The sequence below is a fragment of the Micromonospora sp. IBHARD004 genome (genome assembly GCF_052814115.1).
Genome location: NZ_CP199934.1, coordinates 1,109,140 through 1,127,896, shown reverse-complemented (window position 1 = coordinate 1,127,896; position 18,757 = coordinate 1,109,140). Strand labels below are relative to the sequence as shown.

Here is an 18,757-nt window from a genome sequence, read left to right as displayed (position 1 = left end):
GCGCGACTTCGCACCGGCAGGGGCCCCTGTACCACGATGGGGTGACAGCAGGCCCTTTTGGTGACGTCAGTTGGTGGAGCCGGCGGGCCAGCCGTTTCGGCTCGGCGGCGTCGGTCCGCGTGGTACGACAGCCGGGCGCGGAACAGTGACCGACTTTCGGAAGGGCGTGCCGATGCCGGCGAGCGATGCTGGGGTGTTGCGCGATCCCACCAGCCCGCAGCACGTGACATTTCTCGAGCTGTTCTTCGACCTGGTCTTCGTGTTCGCGCTCGACCGCGTCTCCCAGGGCCTGATCGACGAACTGGACTGGCTCGATCTCGTGCAGGCGATGGTGCTGCTGCCAGCCGTCTGGTGGATCTGGATGATGACGATCTGGATGACCGACCGGCTCGATCCGGAACGGGCCTCGACCCAGCTGACCGTCATCGGGATCATGCTGGGCAGCCTCATGCTGGCATCCGCGGTGCCGGACGCCTTCGGCCGCCGCGGCTGGTTCTTCGCCGGCACGTACGTCGCCGTTCAGCTGGGGCGCACCCTGTACCTGGTGGTCCTCCTGCGCCGCCACGAGTTGCGCCGCCGGAGCCTGCGTACGCTGTTCTGGTTCGCCGTGTCGGCCGTGCCCTGGCTGCTTGGCGCCGCCAGCAGCGAGCGGCTGCGGGTGGCGCTGTGGGCGCTCGCCATCACCATGGAGTACGTTGCGGCCCGGCTCGACTTTCCCACACCTGGGGCCGGCCGATCCCCGATCTCGGAGTGGGGGCTCGCTGCGGCGCACATGTCCGAGCGGTTTCGGCAGATCGTCATCGTGGCACTCGGCGGAACCATCATCGTCGCCGGAACCACCTTCGGGGCGAGCGACTTCGGCCTCTACAGTGTGGCCGCGCTGGTGGTCTCCTTCGCCGTCACCGGTCTGCTCTGGCGGATCTACATCTACCGGGCGGGTGAGCTGATGTGCGAGGCGCTCGCTCGATCGGCGAATCCCGCACACCTGGGCCGTTCCACCGCGTACACCCATCTCCTCATCGCGGCAGCCGCCATCACCGTCAGCGTCGCTGACCGGCTCGTCATCGCCCAGCCGCTGGCGCGCCCGAACGCGTCATGGACCGCGGCGATCATGGCCGGACCGGTGCTGTTCCTGCTCGGCCGGGCCCGCTTGGAGTACACCGTGTTCGGCCGGGTGTCGTACTCGCGACGGATCGGGCTCGCCGTGCTGGCGGCCATCACTCCCGCGATGATCGCCGTACCGCCGCTGGCGGTCGCCGCAACGATGGTGGCGATCCTCTTCGGGGTTGCCGCCGGCGACGTCGCCGGCTGGCGCCGTAATCCAAGCACCCCCACTCCACCGCGCGCGGCAGCGGGCTAGCCCACCGCTGGACTGTGAAAGAAGCCCCCGACCTCGCCTTTGGGCTGGTCGGAGGCTTCCCTGCGGTGCGCTCCCAGCGGGACTCGGGCCCTGACCTTCTGAATCCTTGGTCAGCTTGTCGCGTCAGCCGTCGGCATCTCCACGGAGAGCCAGATCGGCTGCCACTCCGCCATCTCGTGGTAGCGGCGCAGCTCGGCCAGCCCGGCGACCGACCCGCTCCAGGCCGCGTACGGCGGGTTGCCCTCGTCGAAGCCGCTCTGCACGAAGGTCAGCTTGGTCTTCCCGGCGGACTCGGCCAGCTCCCAGGTGGTGACGCCGACCGGTCCCCAGTCGACGGACATCTTCCGGCCGGGCTCCAGGTCGACCACCTTGGCGGCGTGCCCGGACTCGAAGCCGCCCATGGCGTACCGGCCGCCGACCCAGGGCTCGATGCCGATCGGGTACCCGAACCACGCGCTGGCCTGCTCGGAGTCGGTCAGCGACTCCCACACCCGGTCCATCGGGGCGGCGATCGTCAGCGCGCCGCGCAGGTCGGCGGAGGTGAAGTCGGTCCGGGGCAGCAGCGGCCGGCCCTCCAGATGGGCGGCCAGGTTGGCGATCCCCAGGGCCCAGAACGTCTGCAGGACACCGCGGATGCTGCTGCCGCTCATCGCCTCGGCGAAGTCGAAGTGGCTCTGCCGCAGGGTGAGGACGGTGGTCTCCCCCTCGGGCGTCAGCTCGAACTCGGTGGTGGTCTCCACCCCGTCGAGCGGCCAGGCGAAGCGCAGTACGTGCTCGTCGACGTGGAGCAGCCGCTGGTGCGGCGCGTCGCCCTCGGGGGTGAAGCGGCCCCAGAACGCGTACTGCCGGGGCAGCTCGACCTCGGCGTGCTCGGCCAGCCAGACGCGCAGCTCGGCCGGGTGGGTCAGGGCGTGGCGGACGGCCTCGGCCGGCGCGGCCAGGCGGGCCCGCACGGTCAGCAGGTCACTCATGGTTGTCGCCTTTCGGGTAGCAGGCCACGGCGAGCTTGAAGGCGTCCCCCTCGGCGCCGCCGTAGCGCGTGAACAGGTCCCGCAGCGTCGACTGCAGGTCGTGCAGGAACTCCTGGCGCCGCTCGGCCGGCACCCGGATCTCGCCGGAGACGCCGATCGACGGCAGCTCGGGCGCGGTGCGGTCGAGCGCCGCGACGTCGGCCTGGACCTCCTCCATCAGGTCGAGCAGGTAGCCCAGGCTCAGCTCGTCCCGGGCCCGGCGCAGCCCGCCGATCCGGCCGACCAGCCGCGGTGAGAGCCAGTACGACCGGGCGGCGGCCTGGTAGATGCCCTCGCTGATGCCGCGCACCTTGCGGGTCGAGACCTGCTCGGCCAGGCCGGCCGCGACCAGCTGCTTGACGTGGTAGTAGACCCGCTGAGGGGTCTGCTCCAGCAGGGCGGCGACCTCGGTGCAGGTGCGCGGCTCGGCCAGCTGCCGCAGCACCTCGATGCGCTGCGGCTTGAGCAGGACCTCGGCCTGCTCGCGCTCTTCCAGGTACAGGACGTCTCTCATGGCAAAATCAGTTTGTACGTACAAAACTTCTTTGTCAATGGGAACGACGAGAGGGGACGGCCGCGCGGCCGTCCCCTCTCGTCAGATCGTCACGGCGTCCAGTCGGGACGCAGCGGGTAGCCGTTGACGCCGTCCCGGCCGTTGTGAGTGGCGAGGACCTGATGCAGCTGGATGCCGTTGCGCTCGAACCCCATCCGCGAGCCCGCCATGTAGAGCCCCCACACCCGGGCCGTGCCCTGCCCCACCTCGCCGACGCAGAAGCCCCAGTGCTCCACCAGGTTGCGGCACCAGCCCGCGAGGGTCAGCGCGTAGTGCTGCCGCAGGTTCTCCTCGTGGTGCACCTCCAGCCCGGCGTCGTGGATCTCGCTGATTAGCCGGCCCGGCCCGGCCAGCTCGCCGTCCGGGAAGACGTACCGGTCGATGAACGCGCCGGAGCGGTGCGGGGCCCGGTTGTCCGCCCGGGTGATGCAGTGGTTGAGCAGCCGCCCGCCCGGCCGCAGCCGGTCCCGTAGGAAGCCGAAGTAGGCCGGGTAGTTGCGCACCCCGATGTGCTCGGTCAGCCCGATCGAGGAGATCGCGTCGAACTGCTCGCGCGGGGCGTCCCGGTAGTCCAGGTGCCGCACCTCGGCCAGCTCGCCCAGCCCCTCCCGCTCGATCGCCGCCTGCGCCCACTCGGCCTGCGCCTTCGACAGGGTCACCCCGAGCGCCTTGACGCCGTACTCCCGGGCCGCGTGCCGGACCATGCCGCCCCAGCCGCAGCCGACGTCGAGCAGCCGCATCCCCGGCTTCAGCGCCAGCTTGTTCGCGACCAGGTCGTACTTGGCCTGCTGCGCCTGCTCCAGCGTGTCGTCCGGGCTGCGGAAGACCGCGCAGGTGTACGTCATCGACGGGCCGAGCACCTTCTCGTAGAAGGCGTTCGAGACGTCGTAGTGGTGGGAGATCGCGGTGCTGTCCCGGGTGCGCGAGTGCCGCAACCCGTTCACCACCCGCTTCCAGCGCGGCGACGCCTCCTGCGGCGGGGGTGGCGGCGGCATCAGCCGCTCCCAGCCGAGGCCGCGGACCAGGGCCAGCGCCTCCGGCACCGGCGGCAGCCGCAGCGGCATCTCGTCCTTGAGCACCCGCAGCGCCTCGTACGGGTCGCCCGGGTGGACGCCCTCCAACCCCAGGTCGCCGCTGACGTACGCCCGGGCCATGCCGAGGTCGCCCGGCGCGGTCAGCAGGTACGACAGGCCCCGCTCGGAGCGGATCGACAGGGTGATCCCGGCGTCGGCGGGGCCGACGGCGCTGCCGTCGTACCCGGTGACGCGGACCGGCAGCGCGCCGGTGGTGACCGCACGGACCACGTCCGCCACGGTCGGGCCCGTACGCCGGCCTCCCGCCGGCGGGCCGGACGGGGCGTCCGCCGCCCCCTGTTCACGGTCGATCAGGCTCATTGACGTCTTACCGCCTTTTCGTAGAGTCCGGTGAGCCGGTGGTCCGGGTCGTAACGGTCCTTCACCGCGCGCCAGGTCTCGCCGCCGTAGAGCCGGTCGAACGCCGCGCGGTCGTAGTACGCGTCCGAGTAGAGCGACTTGTGCCCGCCCGCCTCCGACACCGCGCGCTCGACTGCCCGGTTGACGTCGCCGTCGGCGGCGCCCTCGGCGATCGGCACGCTTCCCCAGAAGCCGATGTTCACATACGTTTCGCCCGGTTGGAGGGGATACAGCGGCCACGCTCGGGCGGATCCCGGGCCGGCCGGCTCCCGCAGCCGCAGCGGGCAGAGCCAGACCGGGGTCATCCCCACGTGCCGGTCGAACCAGCGCAGGAACTCGGCGGTGCCGTCGAGCGGGATCTCCACGTCCTGCACCACCCGCTCCCGGGCCGGCTGGCCGCGCCAGCGGTCGACCCGCGCCGCCACCTGGTGGCGGTGCTCCAGCCGGACCAGCCGGTGGTAGAAGTCGCTGCGCCGGTACCGCGCCGGCCAGAACCGGCGGACCACCGGATGCTGCACCCCGAACGCCGCCGAACACCAGAACCAGTCGGTGTCCCAGCGCCAGAGATAGTCGTACGTGGTGAGGGCGTCCCGGGTGCGCCGGCGCAACGAGCGGTAGTAGATGTCCTGGCCGGTGTAGTCGCTGGGCCGCTCCGCCTCGTCGGTGAACGTCCCCAGCACCAGGTACGCCTCGCCGGGGCTGAACATCACCCCGTCCATCGCGTCGACCGGCTCGCCGGCCCACTCCCCCTTGGCGACCACGTCGCGGATCGCTTCGGCAAGCTCCTCCAGCCGGCTGAACCGGATGTTGCGCAGCGCCACGTACCGACGGACCGGTTGCAGCTCGATGCGCAGCCGGGTGGCGTAGCCGAGGCTGCCCAGCGAGTTGGGGAAGGCCCGGAACAGGTCGGCGTGCTCGCCCTCCGGCCGGACGGTGAGGATCTCGCCCGCCCCGGTGAGCACGTCCATCTCCCGCACCGACTCGTGCGGCAGGCCGTTGCGGAACGAGGTGGACTCGATGCCCAGCCCGGTCACCGCGCCGCCCAGGGTGATCGTGCGCAGCTGCGGCACCACCAGCGGCATCAGCCCGTGCGGCAGGGTCGCGTCGACCAGGTCCTCGTAGGTGCACATGCCCTGCACGTCGGCCGTGCGGGCGGCCGGGTCGACGCCGAGCACCCCGGTCAGGCCGCTGACGTCCAGCCCCGGCGTCCGGGGCGCCGATCGGGGTCGGAACAGGTTGGAGGTGCGTTTGGCCAGCCGCACGGGCTCGCCGGGTGGCACCGCGGCGTACGACCGCCGCAGCGTGTCCACCGCCTGATCATGGTCAACCGGATGATCCACACGCTCCGCGCGCATGAGATCACATTACGCCTCGACCGCCCGATCCGGTGGGATGTCCACGATGGCCATTTCGCGTCCCGCACGAGGCCGCCGGGTTACCGTGGCGGGCATGCCGTCCCCCGCGATCGCCGCCCTCGACGCCGCCGGCCTGCCGTACCGGGTCATCCGGCACGGCCCGGTCCAGAGCCTCGCCGAGGCCGCCGCCGCCCGCGGCGTCGCGGTCCCCGACGTGGTCAAGACGATCGTGGTACGCCGGGGCGAGGACGACCACCTCTTCGTGCTCACCCCCGGCGGCCGGGTCGTCTCCTGGCCCAAGCTGCGCGCCCTGCTCGGGGTGAGCCGGCTGTCCATGCCGGACGCCGAGGCCGCCCGGGCCGCCACCGGCTACGAGCGCGGCACCATCACCCCGTTCGGCTCGACCACCGCCTGGCCGGTGGTGGCCGACGAGCGGCTGCGCGGCCGGGAGATCACCCTCGGCGCGGGCGAGCACGGGGTGGCCGTCGCGGTGGACGCCGACGCCGCCGTCACGGCGCTGGCGGCCACGGTCGCCGACGTCACCGACCCCGAGCCCGCCCGCTGACCGCCGGCCGCTGGCCGCCGCCGCTGGGGCGGCATAGCGTGGGGACCATGCCGAAAGCCGTCTGGAACGACCTGATCGTCGCCGAGAGTGACGACACCGTGGTGGTCGAAGGCAACCACTACTTCCCCCGCGCGGCGCTGCGCGACGACCTGATCCGCGACTCCGCCACGCACACCGTCTGTCCCTGGAAGGGCACCGCCTCGTACTACACGCTGGAACACGACGGGAAGACCAGCGCCGACGCGGTCTGGTACTACCCGGACCCGAAACCGGATGCGGCGATGGTGCGCGACCGGGTGGCCTTCTGGAAGGACGTCCGGGTCGTCGACTGAGTCACCCCGGCACCGGGGCGACTGGCCACCGACGGTGGCCGTGGGTCAGGATGCCCCCATGTCCGACCCACACACCGACCCGCCCGGCACCGTGTACGGCGCCCCCCGCACGGCCCGCCCCGGCCTGCCGCGGGACCCGCTGATGCGGATCGCGCTCGGGGTGGCGCTGGTGGGCGTACTGCTCGGGGCGTTCTTCGCCACCGGCGTGCTCGGCGGCGACGACGAGCCGGTGCTGCCCGCGGCGGCCGCGCCCACCCCGCCGGCCGACGGGCCGACCGGGGCGGCGCCGACCACCGAGGCCGCGCCGACCACCCCGGCCGCGCCCTCGCCCACCGCCGCGCCGACCACCCCGCCGGCGCCGGCGGCCGGGCCCAGGGTGTTCCGGGCCGCCGCCTCCGGGCTCTGCGTCGGGGTGACCGACGACGACCCCGAGGGGGCGGACGCGCAGCTGGCCGACTGCACCGGCGGGCCCGAACAGCAGTGGGTGGCGACCCCGGTCGCCGCCGACGTGTTCACCCTGACCAACGCGGCCAGCGGCAGATGCCTGGACGTTGACGGGCAGCGCACCGACGACGGCGTGGACGTGCAGCAGTGGTCCTGCAACGGCCAGCCCAACCAGCAGTGGCGGCTCGCCCCGACCGGCGCCGGCCCGGTGCTGCTGGTCGCCGTGCACAGCGGCAAGTGCGCCCAGGTCGACGACGCCGGCACCGAGGCCGGTGACGAGCTCGAACAGGCCCCCTGCACGGGCGCGCCCGAGCAGCAGTGGGCGGTCGGCTGACCGGCTCCCCGATGTCCCGGGCCGGGCCCGGCGAGGCGCCTCAGCCCCGGTAGCTCCACGCCCGGCCGCCCGCCGCCACGGGCAGCGCGACCGGCACGGGCGCCGGTCCCCGGCGGCGCAGCAGCAGCGAGAGCCCGGCCGCGCCGATCGACAGGGCGCCGGCCACGTACCAGGCCAGGGCGTAGTCGCCGAGCCGGTCCCGGACCAGCCCGGCGCCGGTGGCCGCGATCGCCGCGCCGACCTGGTGGGCGGCGAAGACCCAGCCGAAGACCACCGCGCCGGAGGCGCCGAAGTACTCCCGGCACAGGGCCACCGTCGGCGGCACGGTGGCCACCCAGTCCAGGCCGTAGAAGACGATGAAGACCAGCATGCTCGGATGGGCCGTACCGGCGAAGAGGCCGGGCAGCACCAGCAGCGAGGCGCCGCGCAGCGCGTAGTAGATGCCGAGCAGCAGCCGGCTGTCCATCCGGTCGGTGAGCCAGCCGGAGGCCACCGTGCCGACGATGTCGAAGAGCCCGACCAGGGCGAGCAGCCCGGCGGCGGTCGTCTCCGGCATGCCGTGGTCGTGCGCGGCCGGCACGAAGTGGGTGCCGACCAGGCCGTTGGTGGTCGCCCCGCAGATCGCGAAGCCGCCGGCGAGCAGCCAGAACGGCCGGGTCCGCGCGGCCTGGGCCAGCGCGCCGACCGCCCGGGCCGCCGCGCCGCCCGCCGGCGGCGCCGGGGACACCACCTCGGTCGCGCCGTAGGCCGGCAGCCCGAGATCCGCCGGGTGCTCGCGCAGCAGCCACACCACCAGCGGTACGACCGCCAGCGCGGCCCCGGCGACGACGAGCGCCGCCACCCGCCAGCCGTGGTCGCGGACCAGCACCGCCACCAGCGGCAGGAAGACCAGCTGCCCGGCGGCCCCGCCCGCGGTCAGCACCCCGGTCACCAGGCCCCGCCGGTGGACGAACCAGCGCCCGGTGACGGTCGCCACGAAGGCCAGCGCCATCGACCCGGTGCCCAGCCCGACCAGGACGCCCCAGCAGAGGATCAGCTGCCAGCTCGCGGTCATGAAGACGGTCAGCCCGCTGCCGAGCGCCACCAGCACCAGCGCGCCGGCCACCACCCGGCGGATGCCGAAGCGGTCCATCAGCGCGGCGGCGAAGGGCGCGGTCAGCCCGTACAGCATGAGGTTGACCGAGACGGCGGCCGAGATGGTGGCCAGCGGCCAGCGGAACTCGGCGTGCAGCGGGTGCAGCAGCACCCCGGGCGTGGCGCGGAAGCCGGCCGCGCCGACCAGCGCCACGAAGGCGACGGCGGCGACGGACCAGGCCGGGTGGAGACGGCGGAATCGGGTCACCGTACGAGTCTCGGCGTCGGCGGCCGGAACGACGAGTGGCCGGAAAGCCATCATGCGCAATAATCGGGCCATGACCCTCGTCGCGCACCAGATCGCGGTGCTCGCCGTCGACCAGGTGGTCGGCCTCGACCTCGGCACCCCGGCCCAGGTCTTCAGCACCGCCCGCACCGACGACCTGACGCAGCTCTACACCGTCGACACCTGCACCCCGGGCGGTCGACCGGTCCGCAGCACGGCCGGCTTCCAGGTCCTCCCCGACCACGGGCTGGAGCTGACCGAGACCGCCGACACGGTGGTCGTCCCCGGCATCCACGGCGGGCCCGCACTGACCGACGGCACGGTCGACCCGGACGTCGCGGCGGCGCTCCGGGCGGCCCACGCGCGGGGCGCCCGGATCATGTCGATCTGCACCGGAGCCTTCGTGCTCGCCGCCGCCGGGCTCCTCGACGGCCGCCGGGCCACCACCCACTGGGCGTACGCCAGCCTGTTCCGCAAGCTGCACCCGGACGTCGACCTGGACCCGGAGGTGCTCTTCATCGACGACGGGGTGCTCACCTCGGCCGGGGTGGCCGCCGGCATCGACCTCTGCCTGCACGTCATCCGCACCGACCACGGCAGCGAGGTGGCCAACCGGGCGGCGCGGCGCTGCGTGGTGCCCCCGTGGCGGGACGGCGGCCAGGCCCAGTACATCGAGCGGCCGATCCCCCGGGCGGCGGAGACCGGCACGGCGGCGACCCGGGAGTGGGCCCGGCAACGGCTGCACGAGCCGGTCGCGCTGCGCGACCTGGCCGGGCACGCCCGGATGAGCGTGCGCACCTTCACCCGGCACTTCCGCTCCGAGACCGGGCTGAGCCCGGCGCAGTGGCTGCTCCAGCAGCGCACCGAGCACGCCCGGCTCCTGCTGGAGACCACCGACCTGACCGTCGACCAGGTGGCCCGGCACGCCGGCTTCGGCACCACCGCCGCCCTGCGCCAGCACTTCCACCACCGCCTCGGCGTCGCCCCCGCCACCTACCGCCGCACCTTCCGCCACACCCCCTAACCCCCCCACCCCCCACTCCCCGCTCCCCGCTCCCCGCTCCCCGCTCCCCGCTCCCCGCTCCCCGCTCCCCGCTCCGGCGATCTTGCACTTGGGGCCCCTCCGATGGCCTGTTTGCGGCTTTTGCCGGGGCACCAACTGCAAGATCGACACGGGACTGGGCGGGGGTCAGGGGGTGGGGGGTGGGGGGTGGAGGTGGTGGAGGGCGGTGCGGGCGTCGTGGAGGTGGGCCTCGGTGGTCGGGGGGTACTGGGTGGGCGGCGTGTGGGTGGCGGATCGTCGGTGGTGGTCGGGAGGGGCGGTCATCGCGGGCGCCATGGCCGGTAGCGGCAGGGCGGCCAGCTCGGCCACCCCGTCGGCCAGCTCGGTCAGCCGGGCCGGCAGTGGATCGGTCGCCGGCGACGCGGCCCGGGCCAGTCGGGTCTGCACGTCGTCGCAGAGCAGCAGGACGGCGGCGACCAGCACGTCGACGTCGTCGAGCGGACGGTCGGCCCGCCGCAGCCGGGCCAACCGCCGGCTGCCTCGTACGGTGCGACCGGTGACCCGCCGGGCTGCGGCGCGGGCCCCGGCCAGCTCCCCGAGCCGGGCGTGCGCGTCTCGGGCCTGTTCGCAGGCGGCGCGCGCCTGCGCCACCGAGCCCCGGCGCAGCGCCTCGGCCGCGGTACGCAGGGCGTCCGCCGTGTCCCGCAGGATCCCCCGGACGGGTGCCTCGACCAGCCTCACCGGGTCCGGGCTGAACAGCACCTGGCTGCCGAGCAGCCCGACCAGACCGCCGACGGCCGCGTCCACCAGGTAGCCACCGGGGAGCTCGCCGCCCCGACCGCCACCACGATCAGCACGGCGGCGCCGGCCTGGATGTAGGTCAACGGCCGGGGGTCGACGAGCGCGGCCATCGACATGGCCAGCGCGATCGCCGGCACGATCAACCAGAACGCGTTGCCGGTGTGCAGCGCGCTCACGCCTCCCCGACCAGGACACCGGCCAGCACCCCGACGAACAGGTCGACGGCCTGCCGCCCCCGGCCGCCCACTCCGCCGGTCAGGCAGATCAGCGCGGCGGTGGCGGCGAAGATCGGCGTCCCGTGGCCGAAGAGCGACTGGGAGATCCACCACGCGACGCCGGCCATCAGCGCGCCTTGGACGATCAGCGGCGCGGCCACCCGGATCCGGTGCCGCAGCCGGCCGGGTCCGGTGGTGTCGAACGCCGACCGGCGGACCGACATCCAACGGGAGGCTTCACCAGGCCGGGCGGCTACGACCCGGCCACGGGTGCGCGGGCCGCGCCGTCCCGCAGCACCCGGAGCTGGGCCAGATGCATCGGCAGGTGGACGCGGGTGTGCAGGTCGAGGGTGCGTCCCCAGGGCAGGTGTTGGTCGACCCTCAGGTCGAAGCCCTCGCGCAGGTGGGTCTCGACCGGGGTCTCGGCGGCCGGGCCTAGCCGCTCGATCAGCACGCAGAGCTTCTGGCTGGTGGCCCGGAGCAGGCTGGCCACCCCGTCCAGCCCACCGCACTCGGAGACCAGCGCGTCGAGCTGCGGGCGGTGGATCGTCTCCAGGTCGTAGTAGGCGAACGGCGACCCGGCGAGCACCGCCTCGGTCGCCTCGCTCAGCAGCTCGTCGTTGGCGGCCAGGTGCGCCACGATCTGCTCCGCGCTCAGCTCCCCCTCGGCCGGCGCCCCGAACCCGCCCGCGTCCACCTCCGCGAGCACCTCGTCGTAGACCCGCCGCAACCCCCCGCTCTCCATCCCCGCAGTCAACCCCGCCCCCACCCATCGATCAGGGAGTTATGGGGCCCGTTTCACCCGGATGAGGGGATTCGCCCACGACCACAACTCCATGATCGACGGGGCGAGGGGGCGGGAAGGGGTCAGCGGCGGCCGTGGCGGGCGCGGAGGTAGTCGCTGACGACGTACTCGCCCAGGTCGTCCAGGTCCGGGGTGAACATGCGGCCCTTGGAGCGGCGGGCCACGGCGTCGACGAAGCGGCGCAGGCCCGGGTCGTCGCCGAGCATGAAGAGGTTGATTGTGGCGCCGTAGCGGGTGAGCTTGTCCACCTCGCGGACCGTGGCCTCGATCGTCTCCGGCAGCGGCGGCCAGTGGAAGTAGGCCTCGCCGTCCTCCGGGTCGAGGTGGGCGGTGGGTTCGCCGTCGGTGACCACGAGCACCACCGGTTCCGCGCCCGGGTGGCGGCGCAGGTGCCGGCCGGCCAGCCGCAACGCGTGCTGCAGGTTGGTGCCCTGCTCCATGTCCGGTTCCACCGCCGCCAGCTCCTGCTGGGTCAGCGGCAGCGCCTCCCGGCCGAAGCCGATGATCTGCAGCGCGTCCTGCGGGAACCGGGTCGCCACCAGGTGCGACAGCGCGAGGGCGGTCTGCTTCATCGGCCCCCACCGCCCCTGCGAGATCATCGAGTACGACAGGTCCACGCAGAGCGCCACCGCCGCCGACGCCCGCCGCTCGGTCTCCACCACCTCGAAGTCGGAGACGTCGAGCTGCACCGGGACCGTGGGCCCGGCCCGGCGTACCGCGCGGGTGAGGGTGCGCACCACGTCGAGGGGCTGCTCGTCGCCGTACTCCCACTGCCGGGACGCCCCGCTGACCTCGCCGGCGGCGCCCGCCGAGCGGAGGTCGTGCTGACCGCGCGGCCCGGCGGTCAGGTCGGCGAAGACCCGGCGCAGCGCGGTGCCGGCGAGCCGGCGCAGCGCCTTCGGGCTCAGGGTCAGGCCGTCCGCGTCCCGGCTCACCCAGCCCTGCCGGCGCAGCTCCCGCTCCAGCTCCCGCAGCCGGCGTACGTCGTCGGCGGCGTCCCGGCCCAGCGTCCGGGCCACCGCGTCGACGTCGACGTCGTCCAGGGTGGCGCCCGCGTGCTCCTGGTCGAGGGAGTCCAGCAGCTCGTCCAGCTCGGCGATCTCGCCGAGCGCCCCGGTCGCCTCGCCGTAGCCGAGCGGCTGGTCACCGCGGACCCGCTCACCGCGCTGCCAGTTCAGGTCGGGGCGCAGCGCCCGGAGGTGGGCGTCGAGCGCGGACAGCTCGCCGGCCAACTGCTCGCCGAGCGACTGGCGCATCAGCCCGGCAAGCTCCTCCCGCTGCCGGTCGGACAGCGACCGCATCAGCCGCTCCCCGGCCGCCGCCCGGCGGGCCAGCACGTCGACCAGCTCGTCGACGTCCTTCGGCTGCTCCGGGAAGAACTCGCCGTGCCGGCGCATGAACTCGGCGAACGCGTCGGTGGTGTCCTCGGCGCGGGCGTGCCGCCCCAGCAGGTCGTTGAGGTCCCGCATCATCTCGCCGAGCTGTCGCTGGGCGGCCGGGTCGGCGGCCGCCCGGGCGGCGTCCCGCAGCCCGGCGAAGCGCTGTTCCAGCACCTCGCCGCGGAGCCCGTCGAGGATCCGCTGGTACGTCTGCCGGGCCTCGTCGCTGGCCCACTGGTAGCCGGAGAGCTCCTCCACCGCGCGGGCGGTGGAGCGCGGCAGGTTGTCCAGCACCGCCTCGGCGAAGCGGGCGTCGTCGCCGTCGCGGCCGCGCAGCTCGTCCCGCTCGGCGGCGAGGGCCTGGTCGAGCAGGGCCCGGGCGCGGGTGACCGCCCCGTCCAGGTCGCCCCGGCGCAGCGCGTCGCGGCGCAGCCGCCGGGCCCGGGCGGCCAGGTCGTCCAGGCCGCCCCGCCCCTGCGGGCCGCGGCGCAGCAGGTCGCGCAGCGCCTCCCGGAGGCTGCCGCCGTTCAGCACCTCCGCGCCGACCGCGTCCACGGCGGCGCGCACGTCGTACGGCGGGGCGAGCGGGTCGGGCCCGCCCCGCCACTGGCCGTACCGGAACCGGTTGCCGGCCATGGTCAGCCCCGGCCGCCGTAGACGGTCCGACCCGACTCGGTGACGTCCTTGCCGAGCCGGCGGGTCAGGTGCAGCCCTTCCAGGACGAACTCGACCCCGGCGGCGGCCTGCTCCGGAGTCGGCGCGTCGCCCAGCCCCAGTCGGTCCAGCGCCTTGGCCAGCCCCGGCACGGTGCCGACCTGGCGCAGCAGCTCGGCCGAGGAGACCAGCTCCCCGGTCTCGATCACCTCGTCCTCGGCGACCAGCGCGGTGAACCCGGACAGGTCCAGCCCGGCCAGCCGGGCCCGGAACGTCTCGGCGGTGGCGGTACGGAGCAGGTGGGCCAGCACCTCGATCTCCCGCCCCTCCTCGCCGCTCTCGAACTCGACCTTGCCGCGCAGCGTGGAGGTGACGGAGACCGCGTCGCCGACCCGGGCGACCGGTGCCTCGGGGCGTACCCCCTCGGGAGCGGGACCGGCGGCGAGCAGGCCGGCGCGGCGCAGCGCGGCGGCGGCGACCGTCTCGGCGGCGGCGATCGCGAAGCGGGCGGAAACGCCGGAGCGCGGGTCCACCGACGGCGACTCGCGGACCGCGCGGGCGAACCGGGCCAGCACCTCCAGCACGTGCTCCGGCACGTCGGCGACCAGGTCGGCCTCCTGCCGGATCAGGGCCAGCTCCAGCTCCAGGTCGACCGGGTAGTGGGTGCGGATCTCCGCGCCAAAGCGGTCCTTCAGCGGGGTGATGATCCGGCCCCGGTTGGTGTAGTCCTCCGGGTTGGCGCTGGCCACCAGGAGCAGGTCCAGCGGCAGCCGCAGCTGGTAGCCGCGGACCTGGATGTCCCGCTCCTCCAGCACGTTGAGCAGCGCCACCTGGATGCGTTCGGCCAGGTCGGGCAGCTCGTTGACCGCGAAGATGCCCCGGTTGGTCCGGGGCACCAGCCCGAAGTGGATCGTCTCGGGGTCGCCGAGGGTGCGCCCCTGGGCGATCCGGATCGGGTCGACGTCGCCGATCAGGTCGCCGACGCTGGTGTCCGGGGTGGCCAGCTTCTCGCCGTACCGCATCGAGCGGTGCAGCCAACCGACCGGCAGGTCGTCGCCGGCCTCGGCGACCAGCGTGCGGGAGGCCGGGGTGAGCGGGTGCAGGGGGTGCTCGTTGAGCACCGAGCCGGGGATGACGGGGGTCCACTCGTCGAGCAGCGCGCCGAGCGAGCGGATCAGCCGGGTCTTGCCCTGGCCGCGCTCGCCGAGCAGCACCATGTCGTGGCCGGCGAGCAGGGCCCGCTCGACCTCGGGCAGGACGGTGTCCTCGTACCCGACGATGCCGGGGAAGCGGTCCTCGCCGGAGCGCATCCGGGCGAGGAGGTTGTCGCGGATCTCCTGCTTGACCGTGCGGTAGTAGTGGCCGGACGCCCGCAGTTCACCGAGCGTGCCGGGCAGGTCGGCGGGCGGGACCGGGGAAACCTGGTTTGGCGCAGTCACCCGAGCAACGCTATCTCAGGATTTCGCCCGTTCCCGCCGATCACCGTTCAGCCCCGACCGCAGCGCCGGCAGGCGCCCCGGCGGCGCAGGTGATAGGCGTAGGTGGCGGCGGCGAGCGCCGGCCCCCAGAACGGCCAGAGCAGCATAGGGGCGCTGGCCATGCTGAAGCCGCCGGTCAGCCGCCAGAAGCCCGGGAGGGTCAGCAGCCCCAGGGTGGCCGCGGTCACCGCCAGCGAGACCAGCGCGGCCGGGACCACGGCGAGCGGCACCGGCACCGGACGGCCGGCCAGCCCGACCAGCCAGCGCGGGAACCGCTCACCCCACTGCCGCACCAGCCCGAGGGTGAGGACCGCGCCGACCACGGCGAACGCGCCGAGACCGGCGCCGGCCCAGACCTGTCCGCTCTCCTGCATCTCGTCGAGGAAGCTGCGGGAGATGCCGAGCGGGATGCCGGCCGCCCAGGCGAACCGGGTGAGCGCGTACAGGGTGGGGATGGCCGCGGCGACGTACGCCGCCCACCGACCCCACCGGGCCGCGGCGGCGGGGGTGGTCCAGCCGTGGTCGGCGCCGTCCCGGCCGCAGCCGGGGCAGGCCCCGGCGGTACGCCGCTGCCAGCCCAGCACCGCCAGGGCCAGCAGCACCCCGCCGGCCATGGCGGCGGCCCTGGCGAACAGCGCCCAGGTGAAGACGTCGGCGTAGTCGACCGGCGGCCAGCCGAACGGCGCCCCGAGGAGGAGCATCGGCGCGTAGCCGAGGATGATCAGCACCCGCGCGTCCGGCACGACCACGGCCAGGACGAAGGCGACCGTCCAGCCGTAGCCGAGCAGCAGGGCCCGCAGCGGCCGGGACGGGTGCGCCGCCGGCTCGTTCATGGCGAGCGCGGCGACCGCCGCGGTCAGCAGCAGCGCCGCGAAGAGCGGCGGCCCGACCGGAACGGGGATCAGCCGCAGCAGGTTGGCGTCGCCGTCCGGGGCGTCGACGCCGAACGGGTAGCCGGTGCCGGTGACCGTGGCGACCAGGGCGAGGACTCCCCAGAGCCCGAGCCAGCCGGCGGCGAGCGGCGCGGCCCGCCCGGCGCGGTGGGTGGGAGCGATGGTTGTCGTCGTCATGGCTCCAGCCTCGGCGGGCCCGCGCCGCGAACCCTCCCGTGCGACGGTGAACCTGCTCCCCCGGCCGGGGGACGGCTCAACCCGCCCGGGCCGCTCAGCCGGAGGGGACGACGAAACCGGACTCGTACGCGGCGATGACCGCCTGGGTGCGGTCCCGGACGCCGAGCTTGGCCAGCACGTTACCGACGTGCGTCTTCACCGTCTCGGCCCCGACCACCAGGTGCGCGGCGATCTCGGTGTTGGACAGGCCGGTGGCCATCAGCCGGAGCACCTCCGCCTCCCGCTCGGTGAGCCGGGCGGAGCGCAGCCCGTCGCCGCCCCGCCCGCCGTACGCGCCGACTAGCTGCCGGATCGCCGCCGGGAAGAGCAGCGACTCACCGGCCGCCACCACCCGGATCGCCTCCACCACCTCGGTCGGGCGGGCCCGCTTGAGCAGGAAGCCACTGGCCCCGGCGCGCAGCGCGTCGTAGACGTACTCGTCGTTGGCGAAGGTGGTGATCACCAGGACCCGGGGCGGGTCGGCCGAGGTGGCGAGCAGCTGCCGGGTGGCCTGGATGCCGTCGATGGCCGGCATCCGGACGTCCATCAGCACCACCCGCGGGCGCAGCTTCGCCACCAGCGGCGGCACCTCGGCGCCGTCGGCGCCCTCCCCGACCACCCGCAGGTCGGGCTGGGCGTCGATGATCGCTCGCAGCCCGACCCGGATCAGCTCGTCGTCGTCGACGATCAGGACGTCCGTGGTCATCGCGGTTCGCCCCTCGGTGTCGGCAGCTGGACCCGGACCAGCCACCGTCCGTCCGCCGGCCCGGCGGTGATCCGGCCGCCGAGCAGCAGCACCCGTTCCCGCATGCCGTCCAGGCCGCGCCCGCCGCCGTGGGACGCGGCGAGGCCACGTCCGTCGCGTGGCGGCCCGGTCGCGCCGGCGAGGCTATTGACCAGCTCGATCTCCAGACCGTCCGGGGGTACGTCGACCCGCAGCGTCACCGGGCCACGGCCGTACCGGGCGGCGTTGGTCAGCCCCTCCTGGACGATCCGGTACCCCTCCCGGGACACCGCCGCCGGCAGGTCGGCGAGCGCCCCGCTGACCCGCGCGTGGACCGCCAGCCCGGTGGCCCGCGTGTCGGCGACCAGCCGGTCCAGCTCGGTCAGGGTGCGCTGCGGCGCGGTGCCGGCCGGTACCCGCGCCCCTGCCTCGGTCTCCCGGAGCAGCCCGAGCACGTGGTCCAGGTCGTCCATCGCGTGCCGGCTGGTCTCCTCGATCGCGGTGAGCGCCCGGCGGGCGAACTCCGGGTCGACGTCGAGCAGCTCCCGGGCGGCGCCGGCCTGGAGCGTCGCCACTGTCAGGGCGTGCCCGACGGAGTCGTGCAGTTCCCGGGCGAGCCGGTTCCGCTCGGCCAGTCGGGTGGCCCTGGCCTCCAGGGCGGCGAGCCGCTCCCCCTGGGACGGGCCGAGCAGCACCGGCGCCATCGACGCGGCGAGCGCGCCCAGCCCGGCGACGGCGTACCCGAGCCCGACCAGCAGCACCACCCCGGTCAGGGTCATCCAGCGCGGGTCCTGACCGGCCAGCGGACCGAGCCCGTCGACGTCCGCCGCCCCGACGTCGAGGCCGAACTGCTGGGCGATGAAGACCAGCGCCATGGGGAACGCGCTGATCGCCGCGAAGAGCACCAGGCCTCCGGTGACCAGGTGCAGGGCGATCCAGAGCGCGGAACGCAGCCGGGTCTCCCGGTCGATCCGCCAGCCCGCCGCCGGCTCCGGCAGGTCGACCGCGAGCAGCGCCCGGGCGGCGGCGATCTCCAGCGCCCGGCTGCCGGCCAGGAAGACCGGCACGGCCGCGAGCACCGCGCCCACCAGCAGCAACCCCGCACCCGCCGGGCGGGGTACGTCGTCGTTGGCCAGCAACTGGGCGAAGGCCGCAGCGAGCAGCGCGTACGGCAGCACGAGCACCCCGCCGAGCAGCAGGAACACGGCCCGTCGCCACGTGCTGCCGCGAACCAGCGGCCCCAGCACCTCCCGGGGAGTCACCGGGCCATTCTCCCGCCGACGGGCGCCCGCCGGCTCCCCCACATCGGGGAGATCGCCGCCCACCGGGGCGTCCGGGGAGCGCTCAGTGGTGCTCGTCGACGTACTTCTCCGGGTCCTTGTCCTGGAAGCGCAGGTTGCGGCCGTTCTTGTGCTCGCCGTAGAACTTCAGCCAGCGCGACCCCAGCTCCGCCCGCAGCTCGGCGCTGGCGTGCCGGCGGAAGTCGGGCAGCGCCTCGTCCTCCTCCTCGGACAGGTGCTCGCTGTTCTCCCGGCGGGCCGTCCACACCGCCGCCCACCACTCGTCCGAGCCGACCGGGTGCAGCTTCGACTCGGCGATCGCGTCCCGGATCTTGTTGTGGTCGCCGATCGCGTCGGAGGTCTCGTCCTCGCCGTCGTCGCCGTGCTTGACCAGGTGCGGGTAGAGGATCATCTCCTCCGCCTCGGCGTGGATGTCCAGGTGCAGCGCGAGCGCGTCCCAGACCGCGAGCAGCTCGGCGTCGTCCCGGGCGTCGTCGAGCCGGGCGAAGCCGCGCCGGAAGGCGGCGTGGTCGTCGAGGATGAGGGCGGTGATGTCGTCCATC

General features: G+C 74.4%; 20 protein-coding genes. 5 read left to right on the top strand and 15 right to left on the bottom strand.

Translation table 11 applies throughout. The features are described from left to right. Positions 1-223 precede the first annotated feature (223 nt). A complete protein-coding gene (locus ACTWO6_RS05580; protein ID WP_446218574.1) occupies positions 224-1,360 on the top strand; it encodes a low temperature requirement protein A in 1,137 nt (378 codons plus the stop codon). A gap of 110 nt (positions 1,361-1,470) precedes the next feature. Here ACTWO6_RS05580 and ACTWO6_RS05575 read toward each other — a convergent pair whose 3' ends face one another. The 4 genes from ACTWO6_RS05575 to ACTWO6_RS05560 all read right to left on the bottom strand — a co-directional run bounded on the left by ACTWO6_RS05575 (position 1,471) and on the right by ACTWO6_RS05560 (position 5,711). Beyond that, positions 1,471-2,331 (bottom strand): SRPBCC domain-containing protein, encoded by an 861-nt coding sequence (locus tag ACTWO6_RS05575; RefSeq protein WP_446218573.1) that lies wholly within the window; start codon positions 2,329-2,331, stop codon positions 1,471-1,473. Beyond that, positions 2,324-2,884, bottom strand: coding sequence for a helix-turn-helix domain-containing protein (locus ACTWO6_RS05570; RefSeq protein ID WP_446218572.1), 561 nt, complete (start codon positions 2,882-2,884; stop codon positions 2,324-2,326). Before ACTWO6_RS05570 ends, ACTWO6_RS05575 begins: the two co-directional genes overlap by 8 nt. Positions 2,885-2,973: 89 nt before the next feature. Continuing rightward, complete coding sequence (locus ACTWO6_RS05565; RefSeq protein WP_446218571.1) at positions 2,974-4,317, bottom strand: class I SAM-dependent methyltransferase; 1,344 nt, start codon at positions 4,315-4,317, stop codon at positions 2,974-2,976. Further along, positions 4,314-5,711, bottom strand: coding sequence for an FAD-binding oxidoreductase (locus tag ACTWO6_RS05560; RefSeq protein ID WP_446218570.1), 1,398 nt, complete (start codon positions 5,709-5,711; stop codon positions 4,314-4,316). Before ACTWO6_RS05560 ends, ACTWO6_RS05565 begins: the two co-directional genes overlap by 4 nt. Before the next feature lie 94 nt (positions 5,712-5,805). On the opposite strand from ACTWO6_RS05560, the gene ACTWO6_RS05555 reads away from it, so the two are divergent. Genes ACTWO6_RS05555 through ACTWO6_RS05545 form a run of 3 tightly spaced genes read left to right on the top strand, consistent with a single transcriptional unit; the run spans position 5,806 to position 7,386 of the window. Next, a complete protein-coding gene (locus ACTWO6_RS05555) occupies positions 5,806-6,276 on the top strand; it encodes an aminoacyl-tRNA deacylase (protein WP_446218569.1) in 471 nt (156 codons plus the stop codon). A 47-nt stretch (positions 6,277-6,323) separates the two neighbouring features. After that, positions 6,324-6,608 carry a DUF427 domain-containing protein gene (locus ACTWO6_RS05550; RefSeq protein WP_446218568.1) on the top strand — a complete coding sequence of 95 codons (285 nt, stop codon included), beginning with the start codon at positions 6,324-6,326 and terminating at the stop codon, positions 6,606-6,608. Between the two features lie 58 nt (positions 6,609-6,666). Continuing rightward, on the top strand, positions 6,667-7,386 hold the full coding sequence (locus ACTWO6_RS05545; RefSeq protein ID WP_446218567.1) for an RICIN domain-containing protein: 720 nt from the start codon (positions 6,667-6,669) through the stop codon (positions 7,384-7,386). Positions 7,387-7,426: 40 nt separating this feature from the next. Here ACTWO6_RS05545 and ACTWO6_RS05540 read toward each other — a convergent pair whose 3' ends face one another. Further along, on the bottom strand, positions 7,427-8,728 hold the full coding sequence (locus tag ACTWO6_RS05540; protein WP_446218566.1) for an MFS transporter: 1,302 nt from the start codon (positions 8,726-8,728) through the stop codon (positions 7,427-7,429). A gap of 70 nt (positions 8,729-8,798) precedes the next feature. Between ACTWO6_RS05540 and ACTWO6_RS05535 the strand changes: the two genes are divergently transcribed. Then, the gene (locus tag ACTWO6_RS05535; RefSeq protein ID WP_446218565.1) at positions 8,799-9,770 is read left to right on the top strand and encodes a GlxA family transcriptional regulator; all 972 of its coding nucleotides are present in this window, start codon (positions 8,799-8,801) and stop codon (positions 9,768-9,770) included. A gap of 165 nt (positions 9,771-9,935) precedes the next feature. On the opposite strand, the gene ACTWO6_RS05530 is transcribed toward ACTWO6_RS05535, so the two are convergent. The 10 genes from ACTWO6_RS05530 to ACTWO6_RS05485 form a co-directional block, all read right to left on the bottom strand. Further along, on the bottom strand, positions 9,936-10,556 hold the full coding sequence (locus ACTWO6_RS05530; RefSeq protein ID WP_446218564.1) for a hypothetical protein: 621 nt from the start codon (positions 10,554-10,556) through the stop codon (positions 9,936-9,938). Continuing rightward, a complete protein-coding gene (locus tag ACTWO6_RS05525; protein WP_446218563.1) occupies positions 10,487-10,726 on the bottom strand; it encodes a hypothetical protein in 240 nt (79 codons plus the stop codon). Before ACTWO6_RS05525 ends, ACTWO6_RS05530 begins: the two co-directional genes overlap by 70 nt. Next, entirely contained in the window at positions 10,723-10,989 is a 267-nt protein-coding gene (locus tag ACTWO6_RS05520) for an FUSC family protein (RefSeq protein WP_446218562.1), read from the bottom strand. The genes ACTWO6_RS05525 and ACTWO6_RS05520 overlap by 4 nt, the downstream gene beginning before the upstream one ends. 29 nt (positions 10,990-11,018) lie before the next feature. Next, positions 11,019-11,510, bottom strand: coding sequence for a hypothetical protein (locus tag ACTWO6_RS05515; protein WP_446218561.1), 492 nt, complete (start codon positions 11,508-11,510; stop codon positions 11,019-11,021). Positions 11,511-11,632: 122 nt separating this feature from the next. Next, positions 11,633-13,585 carry a vWA domain-containing protein gene (locus tag ACTWO6_RS05510; RefSeq protein WP_446218560.1) on the bottom strand — a complete coding sequence of 651 codons (1,953 nt, stop codon included), beginning with the start codon at positions 13,583-13,585 and terminating at the stop codon, positions 11,633-11,635. Positions 13,586-13,587: 2 nt separating this feature from the next. Next, complete coding sequence (locus tag ACTWO6_RS05505) at positions 13,588-15,042, bottom strand: magnesium chelatase (protein WP_446218559.1); 1,455 nt, start codon at positions 15,040-15,042, stop codon at positions 13,588-13,590. A 47-nt stretch (positions 15,043-15,089) separates the two neighbouring features. Next, entirely contained in the window at positions 15,090-16,151 is a 1,062-nt protein-coding gene (locus ACTWO6_RS05500) for a hypothetical protein (RefSeq protein ID WP_446218558.1), read from the bottom strand. A gap of 94 nt (positions 16,152-16,245) precedes the next feature. Continuing rightward, positions 16,246-16,896: a response regulator gene (locus ACTWO6_RS05495; RefSeq protein WP_446218557.1), complete on the bottom strand. Its 651-nt coding sequence runs from the start codon at positions 16,894-16,896 to the stop codon at positions 16,246-16,248. Continuing rightward, a complete protein-coding gene (locus ACTWO6_RS05490; protein ID WP_446218556.1) occupies positions 16,893-18,176 on the bottom strand; it encodes a sensor histidine kinase in 1,284 nt (427 codons plus the stop codon). The genes ACTWO6_RS05495 and ACTWO6_RS05490 overlap by 4 nt, the downstream gene beginning before the upstream one ends. Before the next feature lie 82 nt (positions 18,177-18,258). Then, the gene (locus tag ACTWO6_RS05485; RefSeq protein WP_446218555.1) at positions 18,259-18,756 is read right to left on the bottom strand and encodes a hemerythrin domain-containing protein; all 498 of its coding nucleotides are present in this window, start codon (positions 18,754-18,756) and stop codon (positions 18,259-18,261) included. Position 18,757 lies beyond the last annotated feature (1 nt).

Excerpts from the sequence above, each read along its gene's own strand:
- ACTWO6_RS05575 (WP_446218573.1), bottom strand. The coding sequence starts at position 2,331 with ATGAGTGACCTGCTGACCGTGCGGGCCCGCCTGGCCGCGCCGGCCGAG.
- ACTWO6_RS05570 (WP_446218572.1), bottom strand. The coding sequence starts at position 2,884 with ATGAGAGACGTCCTGTACCTGGAAGAGCGCGAGCAGGCCGAGGTCCTG.
- ACTWO6_RS05565 (WP_446218571.1), bottom strand. The coding sequence starts at position 4,317 with ATGAGCCTGATCGACCGTGAACAGGGGGCGGCGGACGCCCCGTCCGGC.
- ACTWO6_RS05560 (WP_446218570.1), bottom strand. The coding sequence starts at position 5,711 with ATGCGCGCGGAGCGTGTGGATCATCCGGTTGACCATGATCAGGCGGTG.
- ACTWO6_RS05555 (WP_446218569.1), top strand. The coding sequence starts at position 5,806 with ATGCCGTCCCCCGCGATCGCCGCCCTCGACGCCGCCGGCCTGCCGTAC.
- ACTWO6_RS05550 (WP_446218568.1), top strand. The coding sequence starts at position 6,324 with ATGCCGAAAGCCGTCTGGAACGACCTGATCGTCGCCGAGAGTGACGAC.
- ACTWO6_RS05545 (WP_446218567.1), top strand. The coding sequence starts at position 6,667 with ATGTCCGACCCACACACCGACCCGCCCGGCACCGTGTACGGCGCCCCC.
- ACTWO6_RS05535 (WP_446218565.1), top strand. The coding sequence starts at position 8,799 with ATGACCCTCGTCGCGCACCAGATCGCGGTGCTCGCCGTCGACCAGGTG.
- ACTWO6_RS05520 (WP_446218562.1), bottom strand. The coding sequence starts at position 10,989 with ATGTCGGTCCGCCGGTCGGCGTTCGACACCACCGGACCCGGCCGGCTG.
- ACTWO6_RS05515 (WP_446218561.1), bottom strand. The coding sequence starts at position 11,510 with ATGGAGAGCGGGGGGTTGCGGCGGGTCTACGACGAGGTGCTCGCGGAG.
- ACTWO6_RS05510 (WP_446218560.1), bottom strand. The coding sequence starts at position 13,585 with ATGGCCGGCAACCGGTTCCGGTACGGCCAGTGGCGGGGCGGGCCCGAC.
- ACTWO6_RS05500 (WP_446218558.1), bottom strand. The coding sequence starts at position 16,151 with ATGACGACGACAACCATCGCTCCCACCCACCGCGCCGGGCGGGCCGCG.
- ACTWO6_RS05495 (WP_446218557.1), bottom strand. The coding sequence starts at position 16,896 with ATGACCACGGACGTCCTGATCGTCGACGACGACGAGCTGATCCGGGTC.
- ACTWO6_RS05485 (WP_446218555.1), bottom strand. The coding sequence starts at position 18,756 with ATGGACGACATCACCGCCCTCATCCTCGACGACCACGCCGCCTTCCGG.